The sequence below is a fragment of the Streptomyces zaomyceticus genome, from assembly GCF_014656215.1.
Taxonomy (GTDB): Bacteria; Actinomycetota; Actinomycetes; order Streptomycetales; family Streptomycetaceae; genus Streptomyces; species Streptomyces zaomyceticus.
In genome coordinates this window covers 292,336-310,498 of sequence record NZ_BNBZ01000003.1, presented here as the reverse complement: position 1 = coordinate 310,498, position 18,163 = coordinate 292,336, and the positions used below count along the sequence as shown (strand labels likewise).

The 18,163-nt window shown below is 72.5% G+C and carries 22 protein-coding genes; 21 read left to right on the top strand and 1 reads right to left on the bottom strand.

Annotation, left to right across the window (positions count from 1 at the left end; genetic code table 11):
- Positions 1 to 148 precede the first annotated feature (148 nt).
- The 10 genes from hisD to IE311_RS06460 all read left to right on the top strand — a co-directional run bounded on the left by hisD (position 149) and on the right by IE311_RS06460 (position 7,871).
- Positions 149 to 1,501 (top strand): histidinol dehydrogenase, encoded by a 1,353-nt coding sequence (gene hisD, locus IE311_RS06505; protein ID WP_189830595.1) that lies wholly within the window; start codon positions 149 to 151, stop codon positions 1,499 to 1,501.
- Positions 1,498 to 2,604 carry a histidinol-phosphate transaminase gene (locus IE311_RS06500; RefSeq protein WP_189830594.1) on the top strand — a complete coding sequence of 369 codons (1,107 nt, stop codon included), beginning with the start codon at positions 1,498 to 1,500 and terminating at the stop codon, positions 2,602 to 2,604. Before hisD ends, IE311_RS06500 begins: the two co-directional genes overlap by 4 nt.
- Positions 2,601 to 3,194, top strand: a complete 594-nt coding sequence (gene hisB, locus IE311_RS06495; protein WP_015032911.1) for an imidazoleglycerol-phosphate dehydratase HisB — start codon at positions 2,601 to 2,603, stop codon at positions 3,192 to 3,194. The genes IE311_RS06500 and hisB overlap by 4 nt, the downstream gene beginning before the upstream one ends.
- Positions 3,195 to 3,196: 2 nt before the next feature.
- The gene (locus IE311_RS06490) at positions 3,197 to 3,361 is read left to right on the top strand and encodes a hypothetical protein (RefSeq protein ID WP_189830593.1); all 165 of its coding nucleotides are present in this window, start codon (positions 3,197 to 3,199) and stop codon (positions 3,359 to 3,361) included.
- Positions 3,358 to 4,005, top strand: a complete 648-nt coding sequence (gene hisH / locus IE311_RS06485; protein WP_189830592.1) for an imidazole glycerol phosphate synthase subunit HisH — start codon at positions 3,358 to 3,360, stop codon at positions 4,003 to 4,005. Before IE311_RS06490 ends, hisH begins: the two co-directional genes overlap by 4 nt.
- A gap of 2 nt (positions 4,006 to 4,007) precedes the next feature.
- Positions 4,008 to 4,745, top strand: coding sequence for a bifunctional 1-(5-phosphoribosyl)-5-((5-phosphoribosylamino)methylideneamino)imidazole-4-carboxamide isomerase/phosphoribosylanthranilate isomerase PriA (gene priA, locus IE311_RS06480; protein WP_229901755.1), 738 nt, complete (start codon positions 4,008 to 4,010; stop codon positions 4,743 to 4,745).
- Positions 4,742 to 5,155 (top strand): RidA family protein, encoded by a 414-nt coding sequence (locus IE311_RS06475; protein WP_189830591.1) that lies wholly within the window; start codon positions 4,742 to 4,744, stop codon positions 5,153 to 5,155. Before priA ends, IE311_RS06475 begins: the two co-directional genes overlap by 4 nt.
- Positions 5,152 to 5,907, top strand: a complete 756-nt coding sequence (gene hisF / locus IE311_RS06470) for an imidazole glycerol phosphate synthase subunit HisF (RefSeq protein WP_189830590.1) — start codon at positions 5,152 to 5,154, stop codon at positions 5,905 to 5,907. The genes IE311_RS06475 and hisF overlap by 4 nt, the downstream gene beginning before the upstream one ends.
- A 144-nt stretch (positions 5,908 to 6,051) precedes the next feature.
- On the top strand, positions 6,052 to 6,639 hold the full coding sequence (locus IE311_RS06465) for a winged helix-turn-helix domain-containing protein (protein WP_189830589.1): 588 nt from the start codon (positions 6,052 to 6,054) through the stop codon (positions 6,637 to 6,639).
- Positions 6,636 to 7,871 carry an MFS transporter gene (locus tag IE311_RS06460; RefSeq protein WP_189830588.1) on the top strand — a complete coding sequence of 412 codons (1,236 nt, stop codon included), beginning with the start codon at positions 6,636 to 6,638 and terminating at the stop codon, positions 7,869 to 7,871. The genes IE311_RS06465 and IE311_RS06460 overlap by 4 nt, the downstream gene beginning before the upstream one ends.
- A gap of 51 nt (positions 7,872 to 7,922) precedes the next feature.
- Here IE311_RS06460 and IE311_RS06455 read toward each other — a convergent pair whose 3' ends face one another.
- On the bottom strand, positions 7,923 to 8,558 hold the full coding sequence (locus IE311_RS06455) for a TIGR03085 family metal-binding protein (RefSeq protein ID WP_189830587.1): 636 nt from the start codon (positions 8,556 to 8,558) through the stop codon (positions 7,923 to 7,925).
- An 84-nt stretch (positions 8,559 to 8,642) separates the two neighbouring features.
- Between IE311_RS06455 and hisI the strand changes: the two genes are divergently transcribed.
- From hisI to lgt, 11 genes are all read left to right on the top strand, one after another.
- Positions 8,643 to 8,993, top strand: coding sequence for a phosphoribosyl-AMP cyclohydrolase (hisI, locus tag IE311_RS06450; protein WP_189830586.1), 351 nt, complete (start codon positions 8,643 to 8,645; stop codon positions 8,991 to 8,993).
- Positions 8,994 to 9,004: 11 nt separating this feature from the next.
- Positions 9,005 to 10,495, top strand: a complete 1,491-nt coding sequence (locus IE311_RS06445; protein WP_189830585.1) for an anthranilate synthase component I — start codon at positions 9,005 to 9,007, stop codon at positions 10,493 to 10,495.
- 14 nt (positions 10,496 to 10,509) lie between these two features.
- The gene (locus tag IE311_RS06440) at positions 10,510 to 11,160 is read left to right on the top strand and encodes a TIGR02234 family membrane protein (RefSeq protein ID WP_189830584.1); all 651 of its coding nucleotides are present in this window, start codon (positions 10,510 to 10,512) and stop codon (positions 11,158 to 11,160) included.
- 159 nt (positions 11,161 to 11,319) lie between these two features.
- On the top strand, positions 11,320 to 11,568 hold the full coding sequence (locus IE311_RS06435; protein WP_189830583.1) for an HGxxPAAW family protein: 249 nt from the start codon (positions 11,320 to 11,322) through the stop codon (positions 11,566 to 11,568).
- A 77-nt stretch (positions 11,569 to 11,645) separates the two neighbouring features.
- A complete protein-coding gene (locus IE311_RS37295; RefSeq protein ID WP_373313760.1) occupies positions 11,646 to 12,353 on the top strand; it encodes a DUF2752 domain-containing protein in 708 nt (235 codons plus the stop codon).
- A 155-nt stretch (positions 12,354 to 12,508) separates the two neighbouring features.
- Positions 12,509 to 13,318 carry an indole-3-glycerol phosphate synthase TrpC gene (gene trpC / locus IE311_RS06425; protein WP_026058123.1) on the top strand — a complete coding sequence of 270 codons (810 nt, stop codon included), beginning with the start codon at positions 12,509 to 12,511 and terminating at the stop codon, positions 13,316 to 13,318.
- A gap of 7 nt (positions 13,319 to 13,325) precedes the next feature.
- Positions 13,326 to 13,607: a tryptophan biosynthesis modulator TrpM gene (gene trpM / locus IE311_RS37290; RefSeq protein WP_189830582.1), complete on the top strand. Its 282-nt coding sequence runs from the start codon at positions 13,326 to 13,328 to the stop codon at positions 13,605 to 13,607.
- 405 nt (positions 13,608 to 14,012) lie between these two features.
- Positions 14,013 to 15,302 (top strand): tryptophan synthase subunit beta, encoded by a 1,290-nt coding sequence (trpB, locus tag IE311_RS06415; protein WP_189830581.1) that lies wholly within the window; start codon positions 14,013 to 14,015, stop codon positions 15,300 to 15,302.
- On the top strand, positions 15,299 to 16,117 hold the full coding sequence (trpA, locus tag IE311_RS06410) for a tryptophan synthase subunit alpha (RefSeq protein WP_189830580.1): 819 nt from the start codon (positions 15,299 to 15,301) through the stop codon (positions 16,115 to 16,117). Before trpB ends, trpA begins: the two co-directional genes overlap by 4 nt.
- Before the next feature lie 63 nt (positions 16,118 to 16,180).
- The gene (locus IE311_RS06405; RefSeq protein WP_189830579.1) at positions 16,181 to 17,023 is read left to right on the top strand and encodes a DsbA family protein; all 843 of its coding nucleotides are present in this window, start codon (positions 16,181 to 16,183) and stop codon (positions 17,021 to 17,023) included.
- A gap of 109 nt (positions 17,024 to 17,132) precedes the next feature.
- The gene (gene lgt, locus IE311_RS06400) at positions 17,133 to 18,140 is read left to right on the top strand and encodes a prolipoprotein diacylglyceryl transferase (protein ID WP_189830578.1); all 1,008 of its coding nucleotides are present in this window, start codon (positions 17,133 to 17,135) and stop codon (positions 18,138 to 18,140) included.
- Positions 18,141 to 18,163: the final 23 nt, after the last annotated feature.

Genomic DNA, 18,163 nt, shown 5'->3' with positions numbered 1-18,163 from the left:
GGGGTTTCGTGGATTCGTACAGCCGTTCTTCCCGTTGAGTGACGGGCTGAACGCTAACGGTCAGGAGTGGCGACAAGACGCCAGTGTGGCGTGTATCAGCCAGTGATACGGGCGACCGACGCTGTGGGCCGTCTGCGAGAATTGACCCGTGATCTCTCGAATCGATCTGCGCGGCGAGACCCTCCCCGAGGGTTCCGCCCTGCGCGACCTGCTGCCCCGTGCCGAGTTCGACGTGGAAGCCGCCCTGGAGACGGTGCGGCCGATCTGCGAGGACGTCAGGCATCATGGCGCGGCCGCGGTGATCGACTACGGGGAGAAATTCGACCAGGTCCGCGTCCCGAGCCTGCGCGTCCCTGCCGAGGCGATCGACCGCGCCCTCGACGAGCTCGACCCGGCCGTCCGCGCCGCCCTCGAGGAGTCCATCCGGCGCGCCCGCCTCGTCCACCGCGAGCAGCGCCGCACCACCCACACCACCCAGGTCGTCCCCGGCGGCACGGTCACCGAGAAGTGGATCCCGGTCGAGCGCGTCGGCCTCTACGTCCCGGGCGGCCGCGCCGTCTACCCGTCCTCCGTCGTGATGAACGTCGTCCCGGCCCAGGAGGCAGGCGTCGAGGGCCTGGCCGTCGCCTCGCCCCCGCAGAAGGAGTTCGGCGGGCTCCCGCACCCGACGATCCTCGCCGCCTGCGCCCTCCTCGGCGTCGACGAGGTGTACGCCGCGGGCGGCGCCCAGGCGATCGCCATGTTCGCGTACGGCACCGCCGACAGCGAGGACGCGGACGGCGAGCCCGGCTGCGCCCCCGTCAACCTGGTCACCGGCCCCGGCAACATCTACGTGGCCGCCGCCAAGCGCCTCCTCAAGGGCCGCATCGGCATCGACGCCGAGGCCGGCCCGACGGAGATCGCGATCCTCGCGGACTCCACCGCCGACCCCGTGCACGTCGCCGCCGACCTCATCAGCCAGGCCGAGCACGACCCGATGGCCGCCTCCGTCCTCGTCACCGACTCGGACGAGCTGGCCGCCGCCACCGAGGCCGAGCTGAAGACCCAGGTCGCCGCCTCCAAGCACGTCGACGACCGGATCGTCCCGGCCCTGGCCGGCCGCCAGTCCGCGATCGTCCTCGTCCGCGACCTCGCCGACGGCCTCAAGGTCGTCGACGCCTACGGCGCCGAGCACCTGGAGATCCAGACCGCCGACGCCGCCGCCGTCGCCGACCGCGTCCGCAACGCGGGCGCGATCTTCGTCGGCCCCTGGGCGCCGGTCTCGCTCGGCGACTACTGCGCCGGCTCCAACCACGTCCTGCCCACCGGCGGCTGCGCCTGCCACTCCTCGGGCCTCTCCGTGCAGTCCTTCCTGCGCGGGGTGCACATCGTGGACTACACGCGCGACGCGCTCGCCGACGTGGCCCACCACGTCGTCACCCTCGCCGAGGCGGAGGACCTCCCGGCCCACGGCGCGGCGATCAAGGCCCGTTTCGGATGGAAGGTGCCGGAGACCAAGTGACCGGAATCGATGATCTCCCCGTCCGGGACGAGCTGCGCGGCAAGTCCCCCTACGGCGCGCCCCAGCTCGACGTCCCCGTCCAGCTGAACACCAACGAGAACCCGTACCCGCTGCCCGAGCCGCTGGTGGCCCGGATCGCGGAGCGGGTCGCCGAGGCCGCCCGTACCCTCAACCGCTACCCCGACCGGGACGCGGTCGAGCTCCGCACCGAGCTCGCCCGCTACCTCACCCGGACCGGGAAGCACCCCGTCGCCGTCGAGAACGTGTGGGCGGCCAACGGATCCAACGAGGTCCTCCAGCAACTCCTCCAGACCTTCGGCGGCCCGGGCCGTACCGCGATCGGCTTCGAGCCCTCGTACTCGATGCACGCGCTGATCGCCCGCGGCACCGGCACCGGCTGGATCTCCGGTCCGCGCAACGAGGACTTCACGATCGACCCGGCGGCGGCGGAGAAGGCGATCGCCGAGCACCGGCCCGACGTCGTGTTCATCACCTCGCCCAACAATCCCACCGGCACCGCGGTCGCCGCCGACACCGTCCGCGCCCTCTACGAGGCGGCCCAGGCGGCCAAGCCCTCCATGGTGGTCGTCGACGAGGCGTACGTGGAGTTCAGCCACCGGGACTCCCTGCTGCCGCTCGTCGAGGGCCGCCCGAACCTGGTGATCTCCCGGACCATGTCCAAGGCCTTCGGCGCCGCCGGACTGCGCCTCGGCTACCTCGCCGCCGACCCGGCCGTGGTCGACGCCGTCCAGCTGGTCCGTCTGCCGTACCACCTCTCGGCCGTCACCCAGGCCACCGCGCTCGCCGCCCTGGAGCACACCGACACCCTCCTCGGGTACGTCGAGCAGCTCAAGGCCGAGCGCGACCGGCTCGTCACCGAGCTGCGCGGGATCGGCTGCGAGGTCACCGATTCGGACGCCAACTTCGTGCAGTTCGGGAAGTTCCCCGACACCCACGCGGCCTGGCAACGGATCCTCGACCGGGGCGTCCTGGTCCGGGACAACGGCGTACCGGGATGGCTGCGGGTCACCGCCGGCACCCCCGAAGAGAACGACGCGTTCCTCGACGCGGTTCGTGAATTGATGAAGGAGCAGGAGCGATGAGCCGCGTAGGCCGCGTTGAGCGCACCACCAAGGAGACCTCCGTCGTCGTCGAGATCGACCTCGACGGCACCGGAAAGGTCGATGTGTCGACCGGGGTCGGCTTCTACGACCACATGCTCGACCAGCTCGGCCGGCACGGTCTGTTCGATCTGACCGTCAAGACCGACGGCGACCTGCACATCGACTCGCACCACACCATCGAGGACACCGCCCTCGCCCTCGGCGCCGCCTTCAAGCAGGCCCTCGGCGACAAGGTCGGGATCTACCGCTTCGGCAACTGCACCGTCCCGCTGGACGAGTCGCTGGCCCAGGTGACCGTCGACCTCTCCGGCCGCCCGTACCTCGTGCACACCGAGCCCGAGAACATGGCGCCGATGATCGGCTCGTACGACACGACGATGACCCGGCACATCTTCGAGTCCTTCGTCGCCCAGGCCCAGATCGCGCTGCACATCCACGTCCCGTACGGGCGCAACGCGCACCACATCGTGGAGTGCCAGTTCAAGGCGTTCGCCCGCGCCCTCCGTTACGCCTCCGAGCGCGACCCGCGCGCCGCCGGAATCCTCCCCTCCACGAAGGGCGCGCTCTAACCGTGAACGGCCTCTCCACCATCCTGATCGTCGTCGGCCTCTTCCTCCTCGGCGGCATCTACTCCTTCGTCAAGCAGCAGATGCCCAAGGGCGTCATCGTGCTCGTCGCCGTCGGCGCCGCGATGTCGCTCTCCGCGGGTGTGCTGCGGCTGGACGTGTGGTCATGACCTCGACCGCCCCCAAGAAGGTCGTCGTCTTCGACTACGGCTTCGGCAACGTGCGCTCGGCCGAGCGCGCCCTCGCCCGGGTCGGCGCGGACGTCGAGATCACCCGCGACTACGACACCGCGATGAACGCCGACGGGCTCCTCGTCCCCGGCGTCGGCGCCTTCTCCGCCTGCATGAAGGGGCTCAAGGAGGCCCGCGGCGAGTGGATCGTCGGCCGCCGGCTCGCCGGAGGCCGCCCGGTCATGGGCATCTGCGTCGGCATGCAGATCCTCTTCGCCCACGGCTTCGAGCACGGCGTGGAGAGCGAGGGCCTCGACGAGTGGCCCGGTACGGTCGAGCCGCTGAACGCCCCCGTCGTCCCCCACATGGGCTGGAACACGGTCGACGCGCCGCAGGACACCGAGATGTTCGCGGACCTCGACGCCGACGCCCGGTTCTACTTCGTGCACTCCTACGCGGTGCGCGAGTGGACCCTGGAGGTCGGCAACGCCAACATCCGCGCCCCCAAGGTCACCTGGGCCACCCACGGCGAGCCCTTCGTCGCGGCCGTCGAGAACGGCGCCCTGTGGGCCACCCAGTTCCACCCCGAGAAGTCCGGCGACGCCGGAGCACAGCTGCTCACCAACTGGATCGGAACCCTGTGACTGTGTCTTCTAACAGCGTGCTCGAACTCCTCCCCGCCGTCGACGTCCGCGACGGCCAGGCCGTCCGCCTCGTGCACGGCGAGTCCGGCACCGAGACCTCCTACGGCTCCCCGCTCGAGGCGGCCCTCGCCTGGCAGAGCTCCGGCGCCGAGTGGCTGCACCTCGTGGACCTCGACGCCGCCTTCGGCACCGGTGACAACCGGCAGCTGATCGCCGAGGTCGCCCGGGCCATGGACATCAAGGTCGAGCTCTCCGGCGGCATCCGCGACGACGCCTCCCTCGCGGCCGCCCTCGCCACCGGCTGCACCCGCGTCAACCTCGGCACCGCCGCCCTGGAGACCCCCGAGTGGGTCGCCAAGGTCATCGCCGAGCACGGCGACAAGATCGCCGTCGGCCTCGACGTCCGCGGTACGACCCTGCGCGGCCGCGGCTGGACCCGCGACGGCGGCGACCTCTACGAGACGCTCGCCCGTCTCGACTCCGAGGGCTGCTCCCGCTACGTCGTCACCGACATCGCCAAGGACGGCACGCTGCAGGGCCCCAACCTGGAGCTCCTGAAGAACGTCTGCGCGGCCACCGACAAGCCCGTCGTCGCCTCCGGCGGCGTGTCCTCCCTGGACGACCTGCGGGCCCTGTCCGGGCTCGTCCCGCTGGGCGTCGAGGGCGCGATCGTCGGCAAGGCGCTGTACGCCAAGGCGTTCACCCTGGAGGAGGCGCTGGCGGCGGTGGCTTCCGCATGACCGACGGCGTGAAGAAGGTCGTCACCGGCGCCCCCTGGGAGGAGCAGTTCGGCTACTCCCGCGCGGTGGAACTGCCGAACGGTCTGGTCCTCGTCGCCGGCTGTACGTCGGTGGTCGGCGGCCAGATCGCCGGCGGCGGCCCGTACGAGCAGACGGTCAACTCCTTCAACGTGGCCCTCGCCGCGCTGAAGCAGCTCGGCCTCGCCGCGGAGCACGTCGTCCGCACCCGGATGTACATCACCCACGCCCGTGACGTGGACGAGGTCGGCCGCGCCCACAAGGAGCTGTTCGACGCCGTCCGTCCCGCCGCCTCGATGATCATCGTCGCCGGTCTGGTCGACCCGAGCCTGGTCGTCGAGGTCGAGGTCGAGGCCTACCGCCCGGAGGGGCAGGAGGGAGGGACGGCATGACACTCGCCGTACGCGTGATCCCCTGCCTCGACGTGGACAACGGCCGCGTCGTCAAGGGCGTCAACTTCCAGAACCTCCGCGACGCGGGCGACCCCGTCGAGATGGCCAAGCTGTACGACGCCGAGGGCGCCGACGAGCTGACCTTCCTCGACATCACCGCCTCCTCCGGCAACCGGGAGACCACCTACGACGTGGTGCGCCGCACCGCCGAGCAGGTCTTCATCCCGCTCACGGTCGGCGGCGGCGTCCGCGCGGCCGAGGACGTCGACAAGCTGCTGCGGGCTGGCGCCGACAAGGTGGGCGTCAACACCGCGGCCATCGCGCGCCCCGAGCTCATCCAGGAGATCGCCGAGCGCTTCGGGCGCCAGGTGCTCGTCCTGTCGGTCGACGCCCGGCGCACGCCCTCGGGTTCCTTCGAGGTGACGACGCACGGCGGCCGCCGGGGCACCGGCATCGACGCCGTCGAGTGGGCGCACCGGGCCGCCGAGCTGGGCGCGGGGGAGATCCTGCTCAACTCGATGGACGCGGACGGGACGAAGGACGGCTACGACACCGAGATGATCGCGGCCGTGCGCAAGCACGTCACGGTTCCGGTCATCGCCTCCGGCGGCGCGGGCAAGCTCGCCGACTTCCCGCCGGCCGTGGCGGCGGGCGCGGACGCGGTGCTCGCGGCCTCCGTCTTCCACTTCGGTGATCTGCGGATCTCGCAGGTCAAGGGCGCACTGAGGGAAGCGGGCCACCCGGTCCGCTGAACCGGTCGGCCGATCGCGGTGCGATCCGACCTGACGTGATGTCACGAAGGGCCCCCTCGGGGGCCCTTCGCTCTTCCCGGATGCGCAGGATCAGTTGCGCAATTTTTATTGTGCAAGTTTTCCTTCGCATCTAGGGTCGTGGACATGACCTCGCCGGAGAACCGCCGGATCACCGATCTCGGCACCCTGAAGGCCATCTCGCACCCGCTGCGGATGCGCCTCTACCGCGCCCTCTTCGTGGCCCGCACCGCCACCGCCTCCCAGCTCGCCGACCAGGTCGACGAGGCGGTCTCGCTGGTCAGCTACCACCTGCGCAAACTCGCCGAGCACGGCCTCATCGAGGAGGCCGGGGCCCAGTCGACGGACGGCCGGGAGAGGTGGTGGCAGCCGAGCTCGTACGGCTTCAGCATCCACGACGAGGACCTCCGCGACGCCCCCGAGCTCGCCGCCGCGAGCGCCGCCTTCGGCCGTACCGTCGACCAGCAGCGCACCCAGATGTACGCCCGCTTCCTCGACGAGCGTCACACCTGGTCCGGCCCCTGGCGCTCCGCCTCCCTCAGCGCGGAGTGGCTGCCCCGCCTCACCGCCGACGAACTCACCGCCCTCGGTGCCGAACTCGACGCCGTCCTGCACAAGTACGACCAGCGGGCGCGTGCCGCCGAGGCCGCCGGCGACAACGAGGGCCGCGAGAACGTCGCCATCCACCTCAACGGCTTCCCCTACCGCTCATGACCGCCACCCTGGTCGCCGCCCCGGCGCCACCCGCCCACCGCGACCCCCGGGTACTGCGCTGGCTCGGCGCCTACACCGCCTCCACCCTCGGCGACAGCGTCTACCACCTGGCCCTCTCCTGGGCCGCCGTCCGCGGCGGCACCCCCGCCGAGGCCGGACTCGTCATGGCCGTCAGCGCCGTACCGCGCGCCCTGCTGATGCTCGGCGGGGGAGTGGTCGCCGACCGCTTCGGCCCGCGCCGGGTCGTCATCGTCTCCGACACCGTCCGCTGCCTCCTCGTCCTCGCCGTCGCCGCACTCGTCCTCGTCGCCCCGCCCACCCTCTGGGTGCTGGCCGGCATCGCCCTGGTCTTCGGCATCGTCGACGCCCTCTTCCTGCCCGCCGTCGGCGCCCTGCCGCCCCGGATCGCCCCGCACGACCAGCTCGCCCGGGTCCAGGGCATGCGCGGCCTCGCCCAGCGCTCCGGAGCCGTCCTCGGCGCCCCCCTCGGGGGCCTCGCGGTCGCCCTCGGCGGACCGGGGGTCGCGTTCGCCGTCGCCGGACTGCTCTTCGCCCTCTCCCTGCCCCTGCTGCTGGCCCTCCGGCTCCGCCCGCTCACCGGTGAGGCGGAGAAGCGGAACGGCACCGCCTTCGGCGACCTCCTCGACGGCCTGCGCCATCTGCGCGGCCACCGGGTCCTCGGCCCGCTCATGATCGTCATCGCCCTCTCCGACCTCGGCTTCGTCGGCCCCCTCAACGTCGGCCTCGCGCTCCTCTCCGACCAGCGCGGCTGGGGCGCCTCCGGCATCGGCTGGGTCCTCGCGGGCTTCGGCGCGGGCGCCGGCGGCGCCTCGCTGCTGCTGAGCGTCAAGGGCCGCGTGCCGCGCGCCGGGGCCGTCCTCGGCTGGACCATGACCCTCGGCGCCACCTCGATCGGCGCACTCGCCTTCGTCCCGCGGCTGCCCTTCGCGGTGGCCGTCGCCCTCTCCATAGGCCTGTTCGCCGGCCTCTCCGGAGCACTGTGCGGGGCCCTCGTCCAGACCGAGTGCGACCCCGCCTACCTCGGCCGCGTCTCGGCCGTCTCCGGCCTCATGAGCCTGGGTCTCGCCCCGCTCAGCTTCCCGCTCACGGGCGCCGCGATCGGCCTGTGGGGCGTCGGCCCGGTCTTCACCGTCAGCGCGGGGGTCTGCGCGCTCGCCGGTGTCTACGGTCTGGCGGTCGGGGCCGTGCGCCGCGCGGAACTGCCGGGCTGAGGCCCGGCCGCCGGGTCAGGGGCCGCCGGGCAGGTCCGGCGGCCCGCCGGGTCACAGTCCCAGCTGCTTCGTCTCGCTCAGCCGCTCGATCGCGTCCGGCTCCCCGTCGATCTCGACCTTGGCCGAGGCCTGGCGCCCGTACAGATACATCGTGAGCTCGCCCGGCTCCCCGGAGACCGTCACCACCGGGGTGCCGCGGTGCGCGACCGCCGTCTGGCCGTTCGGCCGGCGCAGTACCAGGCCGACCGGGAGCTTGCGGCCGAGGAGGCGGGCGGAGCGCTCCAGGCGCGACCAGAGGGCGTCCGCGAAGACCGGGTCGAGCTCGCGCGCCGACCAGTCGGGCTGGGCACGGCGTACATCCTCGGTGTGGACGTAGAACTCCACGATGTTCGCGCCCTCGTCCACCTGCTTGATGGTGAACGGCGAGAACCGCGGGGGCCCCGTCCGGATGAGCTTGATCAGCTCCTCGTACGGCTTGTCGGCGAATTCCGCCTGCACCCGGTCCTGCCGGTCCTTCAGCACCGGTACGAGCGAACCGGCCGCCGCGTCGGGGCGCCGCTCCCGCACCACCACATGGGCCGCGAGGTCCCGGGTCCGCCAGCCCTCGCAGAGCGTCGGCGCCTCCGGGCCCGCGGCCTCCAACAGGTCCGCGAGCAGAAGCCGTTCACGTTTGGCATGGGTCGACATGACCGCCAGCGTACGGCGGTCACCGCCGGTCCGCCCACTGGACGCCCCGCCGGACACCACCGCGGATCGCGGCACAATGGCGCCATGAGCAGCAATCTCGACCCGGCCATCTCCGCCCGGCTCAAGCGCAGCCCGGACGGGCTCGTCCCCGCGATCGCCCAGCAGTACGACACCGGCGAGGTGCTGATGCTCGGCTGGATGGACGACGAGGCCCTGCACCGCACCCTCACCACCGGCCGCTGCACCTACTGGTCCCGCAGCCGCCAGGAGTACTGGGTCAAGGGCGACACCTCCGGGCACGTCCAGCACGTCAAGTCCGTCGCCCTCGACTGCGACGCCGACACCGTCCTCGTCAAGGTCGACCAGGTCGGAGCCGCCTGCCACACCGGCGCCCGGACCTGCTTCGACGCCGACGTGCTCCCCGTCTCCGAGTAGGGTCTGGCGCCATGGATCTCGACACCTTCCGCAAGCTGGCGGCCGACCGCCGTGTCATCCCCGTCAGCCGCCGGCTGCTCGCGGACGGCGACACCCCGGTCGGGCTCTACCGCAAGCTCGCCGCCGAACGGCCCGGCACCTTCCTCCTCGAATCCGCGGAGAACGGCCGCAGCTGGTCCCGGTACTCCTTCATCGGCGTCCGCAGCGACGCCACCCTGACCGTGAAGGACGGCGAAGCCCACTGGCTGGGCACCCCGCCCGTCGGCGTCCCCACGGACGGCGACCCCCTCCAGGCCCTGCGCGCCACCGTCGAGACCCTGCACACCCCGCGCGACCTGGCCTCCGGCATGCCGCCCTTCACCGGCGGCATGGTCGGCTACCTCGGCTACGACATCGTCCGCCGACTGGAGAAGATCGGCGACTCCACCCGCGACGACCTGAAGCTCCCCGAGCTGACCATGCTCCTCACCAGCGACCTCGCGGTCCTCGACCACTGGGACGGCTCGGTCCTGCTGATCGCCAACGCGATCAACCACAACGACCTGGAGACCGGCGTCGAGGAGGCCTACGCCCACGCCGTGGCCCGCCTCGACACCATGGAGGCCGACCTCGCCCGCCCGGTCGCCACCGCCCCCACCGCGCTGCCCGCCTCCGAACTGCCCGAGTTCTCGGCGCTCTGGGGCGGCCCGGCCTACCAGGACGCCGTCGAGGACGTCAAGGAGCGCATCCGGGCCGGCGAGGCCTTCCAGGTCGTGCCCTCGCAGCGCTTCGAGACCCCCTGCACGGCCTCCGCGCTCGACGTCTACCGCGTCCTGCGGGCCACCAACCCGTCGCCGTACATGTACCTCTTCCGCTTCGAGAACGGCTTCGACGTCGTCGGATCCAGCCCCGAGGCGCTCGTCAAGGTCGAGGACGGCCGGGCGATGGTGCACCCCATCGCCGGCACCCGGCACCGCGGTGCCACCCCGCAGGAGGACCACGACCTCGCCGAGGAGCTGCTCGCCGACCCCAAGGAGCGCGCCGAGCACCTCATGCTCGTCGACCTCGGCCGCAACGACCTCGGCCGGGTCTGCGCGCCCGGCTCCGTGGAGGTCGTCGACTTCATGTCGATCGAGCGGTACTCGCACGTCATGCACATCGTCTCCACCGTCACCGGCGAGGTCGCCGAGGGCAGCACCGCCTTCGACGTCCTCACCGCCTGCTTCCCGGCCGGCACGCTCTCCGGCGCGCCCAAGCCCCGCGCCATGCAGATCATCGAGGAGCTCGAACCCTCCCGGCGCGGCCTGTACGGCGGATGTGTCGGTTATCTCGATTTCGCCGGAGACGCGGACACCGCCATCGCCATCCGCACCGCCCTGCTCCGCGACGGAACCGCGTATGTGCAGGCCGGAGCGGGTGTCGTCGCCGACTCCGATCCCGTCGCCGAGGACAACGAGTGCCGGAACAAGGCCGCGGCCGTCCTCCGCGCCGTCCACACCGCCAACCGGATGAACGGCAACTGACCACGTAGGGGATAGTGGGGTACGTGAGTGCCGTACCCGTACCCCAGCCCCGGGCCGCCCGCGCGGCCGTCCCCACCGGCGGCCGCCGCAGCCTGGCCGCGGCCCTCCTCCTCGGCGCCCTCGGTGCCACCGTCGTCCTGCTCTCCGCGGGCCAGATCTGGGCGGAGGGCACCGCGTCCGTCGGCGGCGGCAGCATCGCCGTCGAGGCGGACGGCGGCACCGTCACCGGTGTGCCGACCGCCCTCGCGATCGTCGGCCTCGCCGCGCTCTTCGCCGTCTTCGCGGTCCGCCGCACCGGCCGCACCCTGGTCGCCGCGCTCCTCGCGCTCAGCGGCGCGGGCGCCGCGCTCGCCGCCGTCCTCGGTGCCTCCGACAGCGCAGCCCTCGACGCCGAGGCCGCCCGGATCAGCGGCGACACCGCCGCCGCGGTCGCCGGACTGACCCACACCGTCTGGCCGTACGTCACCGCCGCGGGCGCCGTCCTCATCCTGCTCGCCGGCCTCTTCGCCCTGCGCTTCGGCAAGAGCTGGCCCGCGATGGGCGGCCGCTACGAGCGCTCGGGCACCCCGCGGGCCGCCCGCAGGGCCCCCACCACCGACCCGGACCGGCCCGAGGACCTGTGGAAGGCCCTGGACCGCGGCGAGGACCCCACGCACGGGTCCTGACGGGGCCGACCGGCGGACCTGACGAAGTCGCCGACGCGCGACGCGTGATCGTCCCGGTACCCCCGATTCACCCTCGCGCGCCCCCGTGCGGGACAATGAGCGCCGAGAGTCCGCGCACGCGAGACCTCACCATCGAGCAACTGCAACGAGGAGCAACTCATGGCGGGCAGCGCCCACGGACACACCCCGGCCGCCTGGACCGGTGTCATCATCTCCTTCATCGGCTTCTGCATCGCCGGAGTCTTCATGGTGGCCGCCAACCTGCCCGGTTTCTGGGCCGGCATGGGTGTCATCGTGCTCGGCGGCATCGTCGGCGGCGCGATGAAGGCCGCGGGCCTCGGCATGCCGAAGGAGTCGGCGGCCGTCGCCGCCGCCCGCGAGGCCGCGACGCTGCAGGCCCGTTCCTGACGCGACACGACGCATCCGAGAGCGCAGTCCGGCCGTGCCGGGCTGCGCTCCCGCGCGTCCGGGGCGAGAATCACCGGGTGGACCCGCAGCCGACGGCCGGAGCCGTGACCGACACATCCAGCACCCGACCGGGTGAACCTGTCCCACCAGGTGAACCGGTCCTGCACCCGGACGCGACCTCCGGCCGGGACTCCACCGCCCGCGCGGACGCCGCCGGGCCGCCGCACGCGCCCGCGTGGCCCGGCGGAGGCCCCGCGACACCGCCGCACCCGCCCGCGTGGCCCGGCGGAGGCCCCGTACCGCCCGGCGGACCCGTGTGGCCCGGTGGTGGGCCCGTACCGCCCGGTGGGCCCGTACCGCCCGGTGGGCCCGTACCGCCACCGGCCCGGTCCCTCGCGCGGCGGCTGCTCGCCCCCGTCGCCACACTCGCCGGGGTCGCCGCCGCCTTCGCGTACGTCGGGACCGTCGACCCCAACGAACCCGGGCACTACCCGGTCTGCCCCCTGCTCCGCTTCACCGGCGTCTACTGCCCCGGCTGCGGCGGACTCCGCAGCGCCCACGCCTTCGTCCACGGCGACCTGCCCACCGCCCTCGGGGCCAACGCCCTCGCCGTCGTCGGCTACGGACTCTTCGGCGCCCTGATGGCGCTCTGGCTGATTCGCGTCCTCCGCGGGGTGCCCATGCGCCTCGCGATCTCCCCCGTTCGGTGGTGGGGGATCGGGGTCGTCCTCGCCCTCTTCACCCTGGTCCGGAACCTTCCCTTCGGCTCCGCACTGGCCCCCTGAAGGGCCCGCGCGGCACCGCGAGGACCCCTACGGGAGTCCCAGCAGATGGGACGCCACTCCGGTCGATGCGGGCCCGGGGCCGTCCTGCGGATAGGATCGATGTGGCTGAACCTGGTTCATCAACACCATCACCGTCCCGGAAGGGGGCCCCTCGCGTGAGTGTGCTCGACGAGATCATCGAAGGCGTACGCGCCGACCTCGCAGAGCGGCAGGCGCGGGTCACCCTCGACGAGCTCAAGGAGCGCGCCGCCAAGGCCCCGCAGGCCAAGGACGGCGTCGCCGCACTGCGCGGCGACGGCGTCAAGGTGATCTGCGAGGTCAAGCGCTCCAGCCCGTCCAAGGGCGCGCTCGCCGCGATCGCCGACCCGGCCGGACTCGCCGCGGACTACGAGGCGGGCGGCGCCGCCGTCATCTCCGTCCTCACCGAGCAGCGCCGCTTCGGCGGCTCGCTCGCGGACCTGGAGGCCGTCCGCGCCCGGGTCGACATCCCGGTCCTGCGCAAGGACTTCATCGTCACCGCGTACCAGCTCTGGGAAGCGCGCGCGTACGGAGCGGATCTCGCGCTCCTCATCGTCGCCGCCCTGGAGCAGGAGGCACTGGTGTCCCTCATCGAGCGCGCCGAGTCCATCGGGCTCACCCCGCTCGTCGAGGTCCACGACGAGGAAGAGGTCGAGCGGGCCGTCGACGCGGGCGCCCGGATCATCGGCGTCAACGCGCGCAACCTCAAGACCCTCAAGGTCGACCGCTCCACCTTCGAGCGCGTCGCCCCCGAGATCCCCGCGCACATCGTCAAGATCGCCGAGTCCGGCGTCCGCGGCCCGCACGACCTCATCGCCTACGCCAACGCCGGCGCCGACGCGGTCCTGGTCGGCGAGTCGCTCGTCACCGGCCGCGACCCGAAGGCCGCCGTCGCCGACCTGGTCGCCGCCGGCGCCCACCCGGCCCTCCGGCACGGCCGGAGCTGACCGCGCCATGACCCCCGTCCGCGCCACGCCGACCGTCCCGGGCTCCGCCCCGGGCGGCCCCGGCGTGCCCGCGGACGCCTCGGGCCGCCGGGGCCGTCTCCGTACGGCCGCGGCACCCGTCTCCAAGCACGCCCCGCTGGCCCGGGGCTGCCGTCCGCGTGGCTGCCGCGCGCCCGCCCGCCGTGTCCACGGCCGCCGGGTGCGGTACGTCATCGGCTCCGAGCCGGGCCAGGTCAACGGCATGCGATGGCGCCCGCGCGCCCCGCGCACCCTCACACACGACGCCTGACCGCCCCGTCGTCCCCGACCGCGCCCCCTCGTGTGACCCCACCCGCACCCACGCGGAACGCGCCCGCGCCTCGTGCGGGTCGCGCCCGCCGCGACCCGTCGTGTGGGCAGTCGTTCCGCAGGGCGGAACGGGTGGGCACACGGAACGGCGCGCTCGGCGGCGCCTCCGCCCCCACGCCCGGACCCGCACCCACAAGCGGTCCGTGCACCGGGTACGGGTTCCGGCCGGGAAGCCTGGGCCCGGCAACGGGCGCCGTCCGTTGTGCCCACCCGTTCCGCCCCAGCGGAACGACGGCCCACAACGGGGCGGCGGCGATCGTGTTGCCGGGTGTGAGCGTGGCGCGCGCATAACGTGACCATCAACCACACGTATCCCGGGGCAACCCGCCCCGCGAGGAGCATCCGCATGTTCAGCGAGTTCTTCATTCCCGACCCGGAGGGTCAGGTCCCCACCGCCGAGGGCTACTTCGGTGCCTACGGCGGCAAGTTCATCCCGGAGGCGCTCGTCGCCGCCGTCGACGAGGTCGCCGTCGAGTACGACAAGGCCAAGTCCGACCCGGAGTTCGCCCGCGAGCTCAACGACCTGATGGTCAACTACACGGGCCGGCCGAGCGCCCTCACCGAGGTGCCCCGGTTCGCCGAGCACGCCGGCGGTGCCCGGATCTTCCTCAAGCGCGAGGACCTCAACCACACCGGCTCGCACAAGATCAACAACGTGCTCGGCCAGGCTCTGCTGACCAAGCGCATGGGCAAGACCCGGGTCATCGCCGAGACCGGCGCCGGTCAGCACGGCGTGGCCACCGCCACCGCCTGCGCCCTCTTCGGCCTCGACTGCACCATCTACATGGGTGAGGTCGACACCCGGCGCCAGGCCCTGAACGTGGCCCGGATGCGGATGCTGGGCGCCGAGGTCGTCGCCGTGAAGTCCGGCAGCCGCACCCTCAAGGACGCCATCAACGAGGCCTTCCGCGACTGGGTCGCCAACGTGGACCGGACCCACTACCTCTTCGGCACCGTCGCCGGCCCGCACCCCTTCCCCGCCATGGTGCGCGACTTCCACCGGGTGATCGGTGTCGAGGCCCGCCGCCAGCTCCTGGAGCGCGCCGGGCGCCTCCCCGACGCGGCGATCGCCTGCGTCGGCGGCGGCTCCAACGCCATCGGCCTCTTCCACGCCTTCGTGCCGGACGCGGACGTCCGTCTCATCGGCTGCGAGCCGGCCGGGCACGGCGTCGAGACCGGCGAGCACGCGGCCACCCTCACCGCGGGCGAGCCCGGCATTCTGCACGGTTCGCGGTCGTACGTCCTCCAGGACGAGGAGGGCCAGATCACCGAGCCCTACTCGATCTCGGCGGGCCTCGACTACCCGGGCATCGGCCCGGAGCACGCCTACCTCAAGGACAGCGGGCGCGGCGAGTACCGCGCCGTCACCGACGACGCCGCCATGCAGGCGCTGCGGCTGCTCTCGCGCACCGAGGGAATCATCCCGGCCATCGAGTCGGCGCACGCCCTCGCCGGAGCCCTGGAGGTCGGCAAGGAGCTCGGCAGGGACGCCCTGCTCCTCGTCAACCTGTCCGGGCGCGGTGACAAGGACATGGACACGGCCGCCCGCTACTTCGGCCTGTACGAGACCGACACCGAGGTCGCCGCGGACGCCGGCGCCGACGACATCGCGGAGATCGAGGGGGACGTCAAGTGAGTGGGAACATCGAGCTGCTCGGCGACACCCTCGCCAAGGCGAAGGCCGAGAACCGGGCCGCGCTCATCGCGTACCTCCCGGCCGGCTTCCCGACCGTGGACGGCGGCATCGCGGCGATCAAGGCCGTCTTCGACGGCGGCGCGGACGTGGTCGAGGTCGGCCTCCCGCACAGCGACCCGGTCCTCGACGGGCCGGTCATCCAGACCGCCGACGACATCGCCCTGCGCGGCGGCGTCAAGATCGCCGACGTCATGCGTACGGTCCGCGAGGCCCACGAGGCCACCGGGAAGCCGGTCCTCGTCATGACGTACTGGAACCCGATCGACCGCTACGGCATCGAGCGCTTCACCGAGGAGCTCGCCGCGGCCGGCGGCGCGGGCTGCATCCTGCCCGACCTGCCGGTCCAGGAGTCCTCGGTCTGGCGTGAGCACGCCGACAAGCACGGTCTCGCGACCGTCTTCGTCGTCGCGCCCAGCAGCAAGGACGAGCGCCTCGCCACCATCACGGCGGCCGGCTCCGGCTTCGTCTACGCCGCCTCCCTCATGGGAGTCACCGGCACCCGCGAGTCGGTCGGCGAGCAGGCCGCCGATCTGGTCCGCCGCACCCGGGCCACGTCGGACCTCCCGGTCTGCGTCGGTCTGGGCGTCTCCAACGCCACCCAGGCCAAGGAGGTCGCGGTCTTCGCCGACGGCGTCATCGTCGGCTCCGCCTTCGTGAAGCGGATCCTCGACGCCGACGGCGACGAGACCGCGGGACTCGCCGCGGTAAGGGAACTGGCGGCCGAACTCGCCGAGGGTGTCCGGCGCGTTTCGTAACCCATTTGGGTGGATCTGCGACCGGGGAGGCGCGCACGTGCCTCCCCGGTTCGTTTCCGAGGCGTGAGCGAGAACAACCGTGGTGACGGTAATCGGAGCGCGCGGGAGCGCCTCCAGCAGCAGCGTGAGCGCGAGAAGGCCCGTGAGAAGAAGCGGCGGGTCCTGATCGTGTCGGCGGCGGTGGTCGGCGTCCTCGGCCTGGCCGCGGTCGTCGGCGTGATCGCCGCCGGTGGCGACAAGGACAGTGGATCCGACAAGGCCGGCCCGGTCGTCGCGCCGAGCGGAGCGACCGAGGAGGACGCGAAGCCCGCCATTCCCACCGGAAAGTCGGACGCCCCGTCGACGCTGGCCGTCTGGGAGGACTTCCGCTGCCCGGCGTGCGCCCAGTTCGAGAACGCCTTCCGGGACACCATCCACGAGCTGGAGGCCACGGGCGCGCTCAAGGCCGAGTACCACCTGGCCACCCTCATCGACGGGAACATGGGCGGCAGCGGCTCGCTGCGCGCGGCGAACGCGGCGGCGTGCGCCCAGGACGCGGGGAAGTTCACCGCCTACCACGACACGCTCTACATGAACCAGCCGCCGGAGATGGACGACACCTTCGGCGACAACGCCAAGCTGATCGAGCTGGCGGCCAAGGTACCGGGGCTCGACACCCCCGCCTTCCGCAGCTGTGTGAACGACGGCACGCACGACAGCTGGGTGGTCAAGTCGAACGAGGCCTTCCAGAACGGCGGCTTCCGCGGCACGCCCTCCGTCCTCCTCAACGGAGAATCGGTCTTCCCGCAGAAGGGGAACGAGCAGATCTCCCCGGAGAACCTGAAGAAGTGGGTGGCCGAGGCCAACAAGGGCAGGCAGCCGGGCACGGTCTCGCCGGCCGCTCCGGCCTCCCCTTCGGCGGGCTGAAGGCGCCCTCCCGGCGGCTCTCCCGGCGGAAACGGCCGGGGTTAGTTACCCATACGTTGCCGGGTGGGCTGCCGTCCCGCCCGCCCGGCAGGGTAGCGTCGGTCCTGCCATGGACCTTGCCTACATTCCCAGCCCGTCGACCGGCGTGATCAACCTCGGACCGATCCCGCTGCGCGGCTATGCCTTCTGCATCATCATCGGTGTCTTCGTCGCCGTCTGGTACGGCAACAAGCGCTGGATCGCCCGGGGCGGCACCGCCGGCACCGTGGCCGACATCGCCGTCTGGGCGGTGCCCTTCGGCCTCGTCGGCGGACGCCTGTACCACGTGATCACCGACTACCAGCTGTACTTCAGCGAGGGTGAGAACTGGGTCGACGCCTTCAAGATCTGGGAGGGCGGCCTCGGAATCTGGGGCGCCATCGCGCTCGGCGCGGTGGGTGCCTGGATCGGCTGCCGCCGCCGGGGCATCCCGCTCCCGGCGTACGCCGACACCATCGCCCCCGGAATCGCCTTCGCCCAGGCCATCGGCCGCTGGGGCAACTGGTTCAACCAGGAGCTCTACGGCCGGGAGACCGACCTGCCCTGGGCCCTGAAGATCACCGAGAGCGCGAACCGCGAGGCCGGGTACTACCACCCGACCTTCCTCTACGAGTCGCTCTGGTGCATCGGCGTCGCCTTCCTGGTCATCTGGGCCGACCGCCGCTTCAAGCTCGGCCACGGCCGCGCCTTCGCCCTGTACGTCGCCGCGTACTGCGCGGGCCGGGCCTGGATCGAGTACATGCGCGTCGACGAGGCGCACCACGTGCTCGGCCTGCGTCTGAACGTGTGGACGGCGATCATCGTCTTCGTGCTCGCGGTGCTCTACATGGCGATCTCGGCGCGGATCCGTCCGGGCCGCGAGGAGATCGTCGAGCCGAAGGCCGCGAAGGACTCCGTCGCGAAGTCCGGGGACGCCGACGGGACGGACGGGCCGGCCGCCGCCGACGTCCAGGACGCGGCTCCGGACTTCGACAAGGCGGACAAGGCCGCCGAGGATGCCGCCGAGGACACCGACACGACCGACGGGGACGTGGAGCACGGGGCCGACAACGGCGCCGGGTCCGCCGCCAAGAGCTGACCCCCGCAGCCGGTCGAAGGGCC

Excerpts from the sequence above, each read along its gene's own strand:
- hisB (WP_015032911.1), top strand. The coding sequence starts at position 2,601 with ATGAGCCGCGTAGGCCGCGTTGAGCGCACCACCAAGGAGACCTCCGTC.
- hisH (WP_189830592.1), top strand. The coding sequence starts at position 3,358 with ATGACCTCGACCGCCCCCAAGAAGGTCGTCGTCTTCGACTACGGCTTC.
- IE311_RS06475 (WP_189830591.1), top strand. The coding sequence starts at position 4,742 with ATGACCGACGGCGTGAAGAAGGTCGTCACCGGCGCCCCCTGGGAGGAG.
- hisF (WP_189830590.1), top strand. The coding sequence starts at position 5,152 with ATGACACTCGCCGTACGCGTGATCCCCTGCCTCGACGTGGACAACGGC.
- IE311_RS06465 (WP_189830589.1), top strand. The coding sequence starts at position 6,052 with ATGACCTCGCCGGAGAACCGCCGGATCACCGATCTCGGCACCCTGAAG.
- IE311_RS06460 (WP_189830588.1), top strand. The coding sequence starts at position 6,636 with ATGACCGCCACCCTGGTCGCCGCCCCGGCGCCACCCGCCCACCGCGAC.
- IE311_RS06455 (WP_189830587.1), bottom strand. The coding sequence starts at position 8,558 with ATGTCGACCCATGCCAAACGTGAACGGCTTCTGCTCGCGGACCTGTTG.
- hisI (WP_189830586.1), top strand. The coding sequence starts at position 8,643 with ATGAGCAGCAATCTCGACCCGGCCATCTCCGCCCGGCTCAAGCGCAGC.
- IE311_RS06445 (WP_189830585.1), top strand. The coding sequence starts at position 9,005 with ATGGATCTCGACACCTTCCGCAAGCTGGCGGCCGACCGCCGTGTCATC.
- IE311_RS06435 (WP_189830583.1), top strand. The coding sequence starts at position 11,320 with ATGGCGGGCAGCGCCCACGGACACACCCCGGCCGCCTGGACCGGTGTC.
- trpM (WP_189830582.1), top strand. The coding sequence starts at position 13,326 with ATGACCCCCGTCCGCGCCACGCCGACCGTCCCGGGCTCCGCCCCGGGC.
- trpB (WP_189830581.1), top strand. The coding sequence starts at position 14,013 with ATGTTCAGCGAGTTCTTCATTCCCGACCCGGAGGGTCAGGTCCCCACC.
- lgt (WP_189830578.1), top strand. The coding sequence starts at position 17,133 with ATGGACCTTGCCTACATTCCCAGCCCGTCGACCGGCGTGATCAACCTC.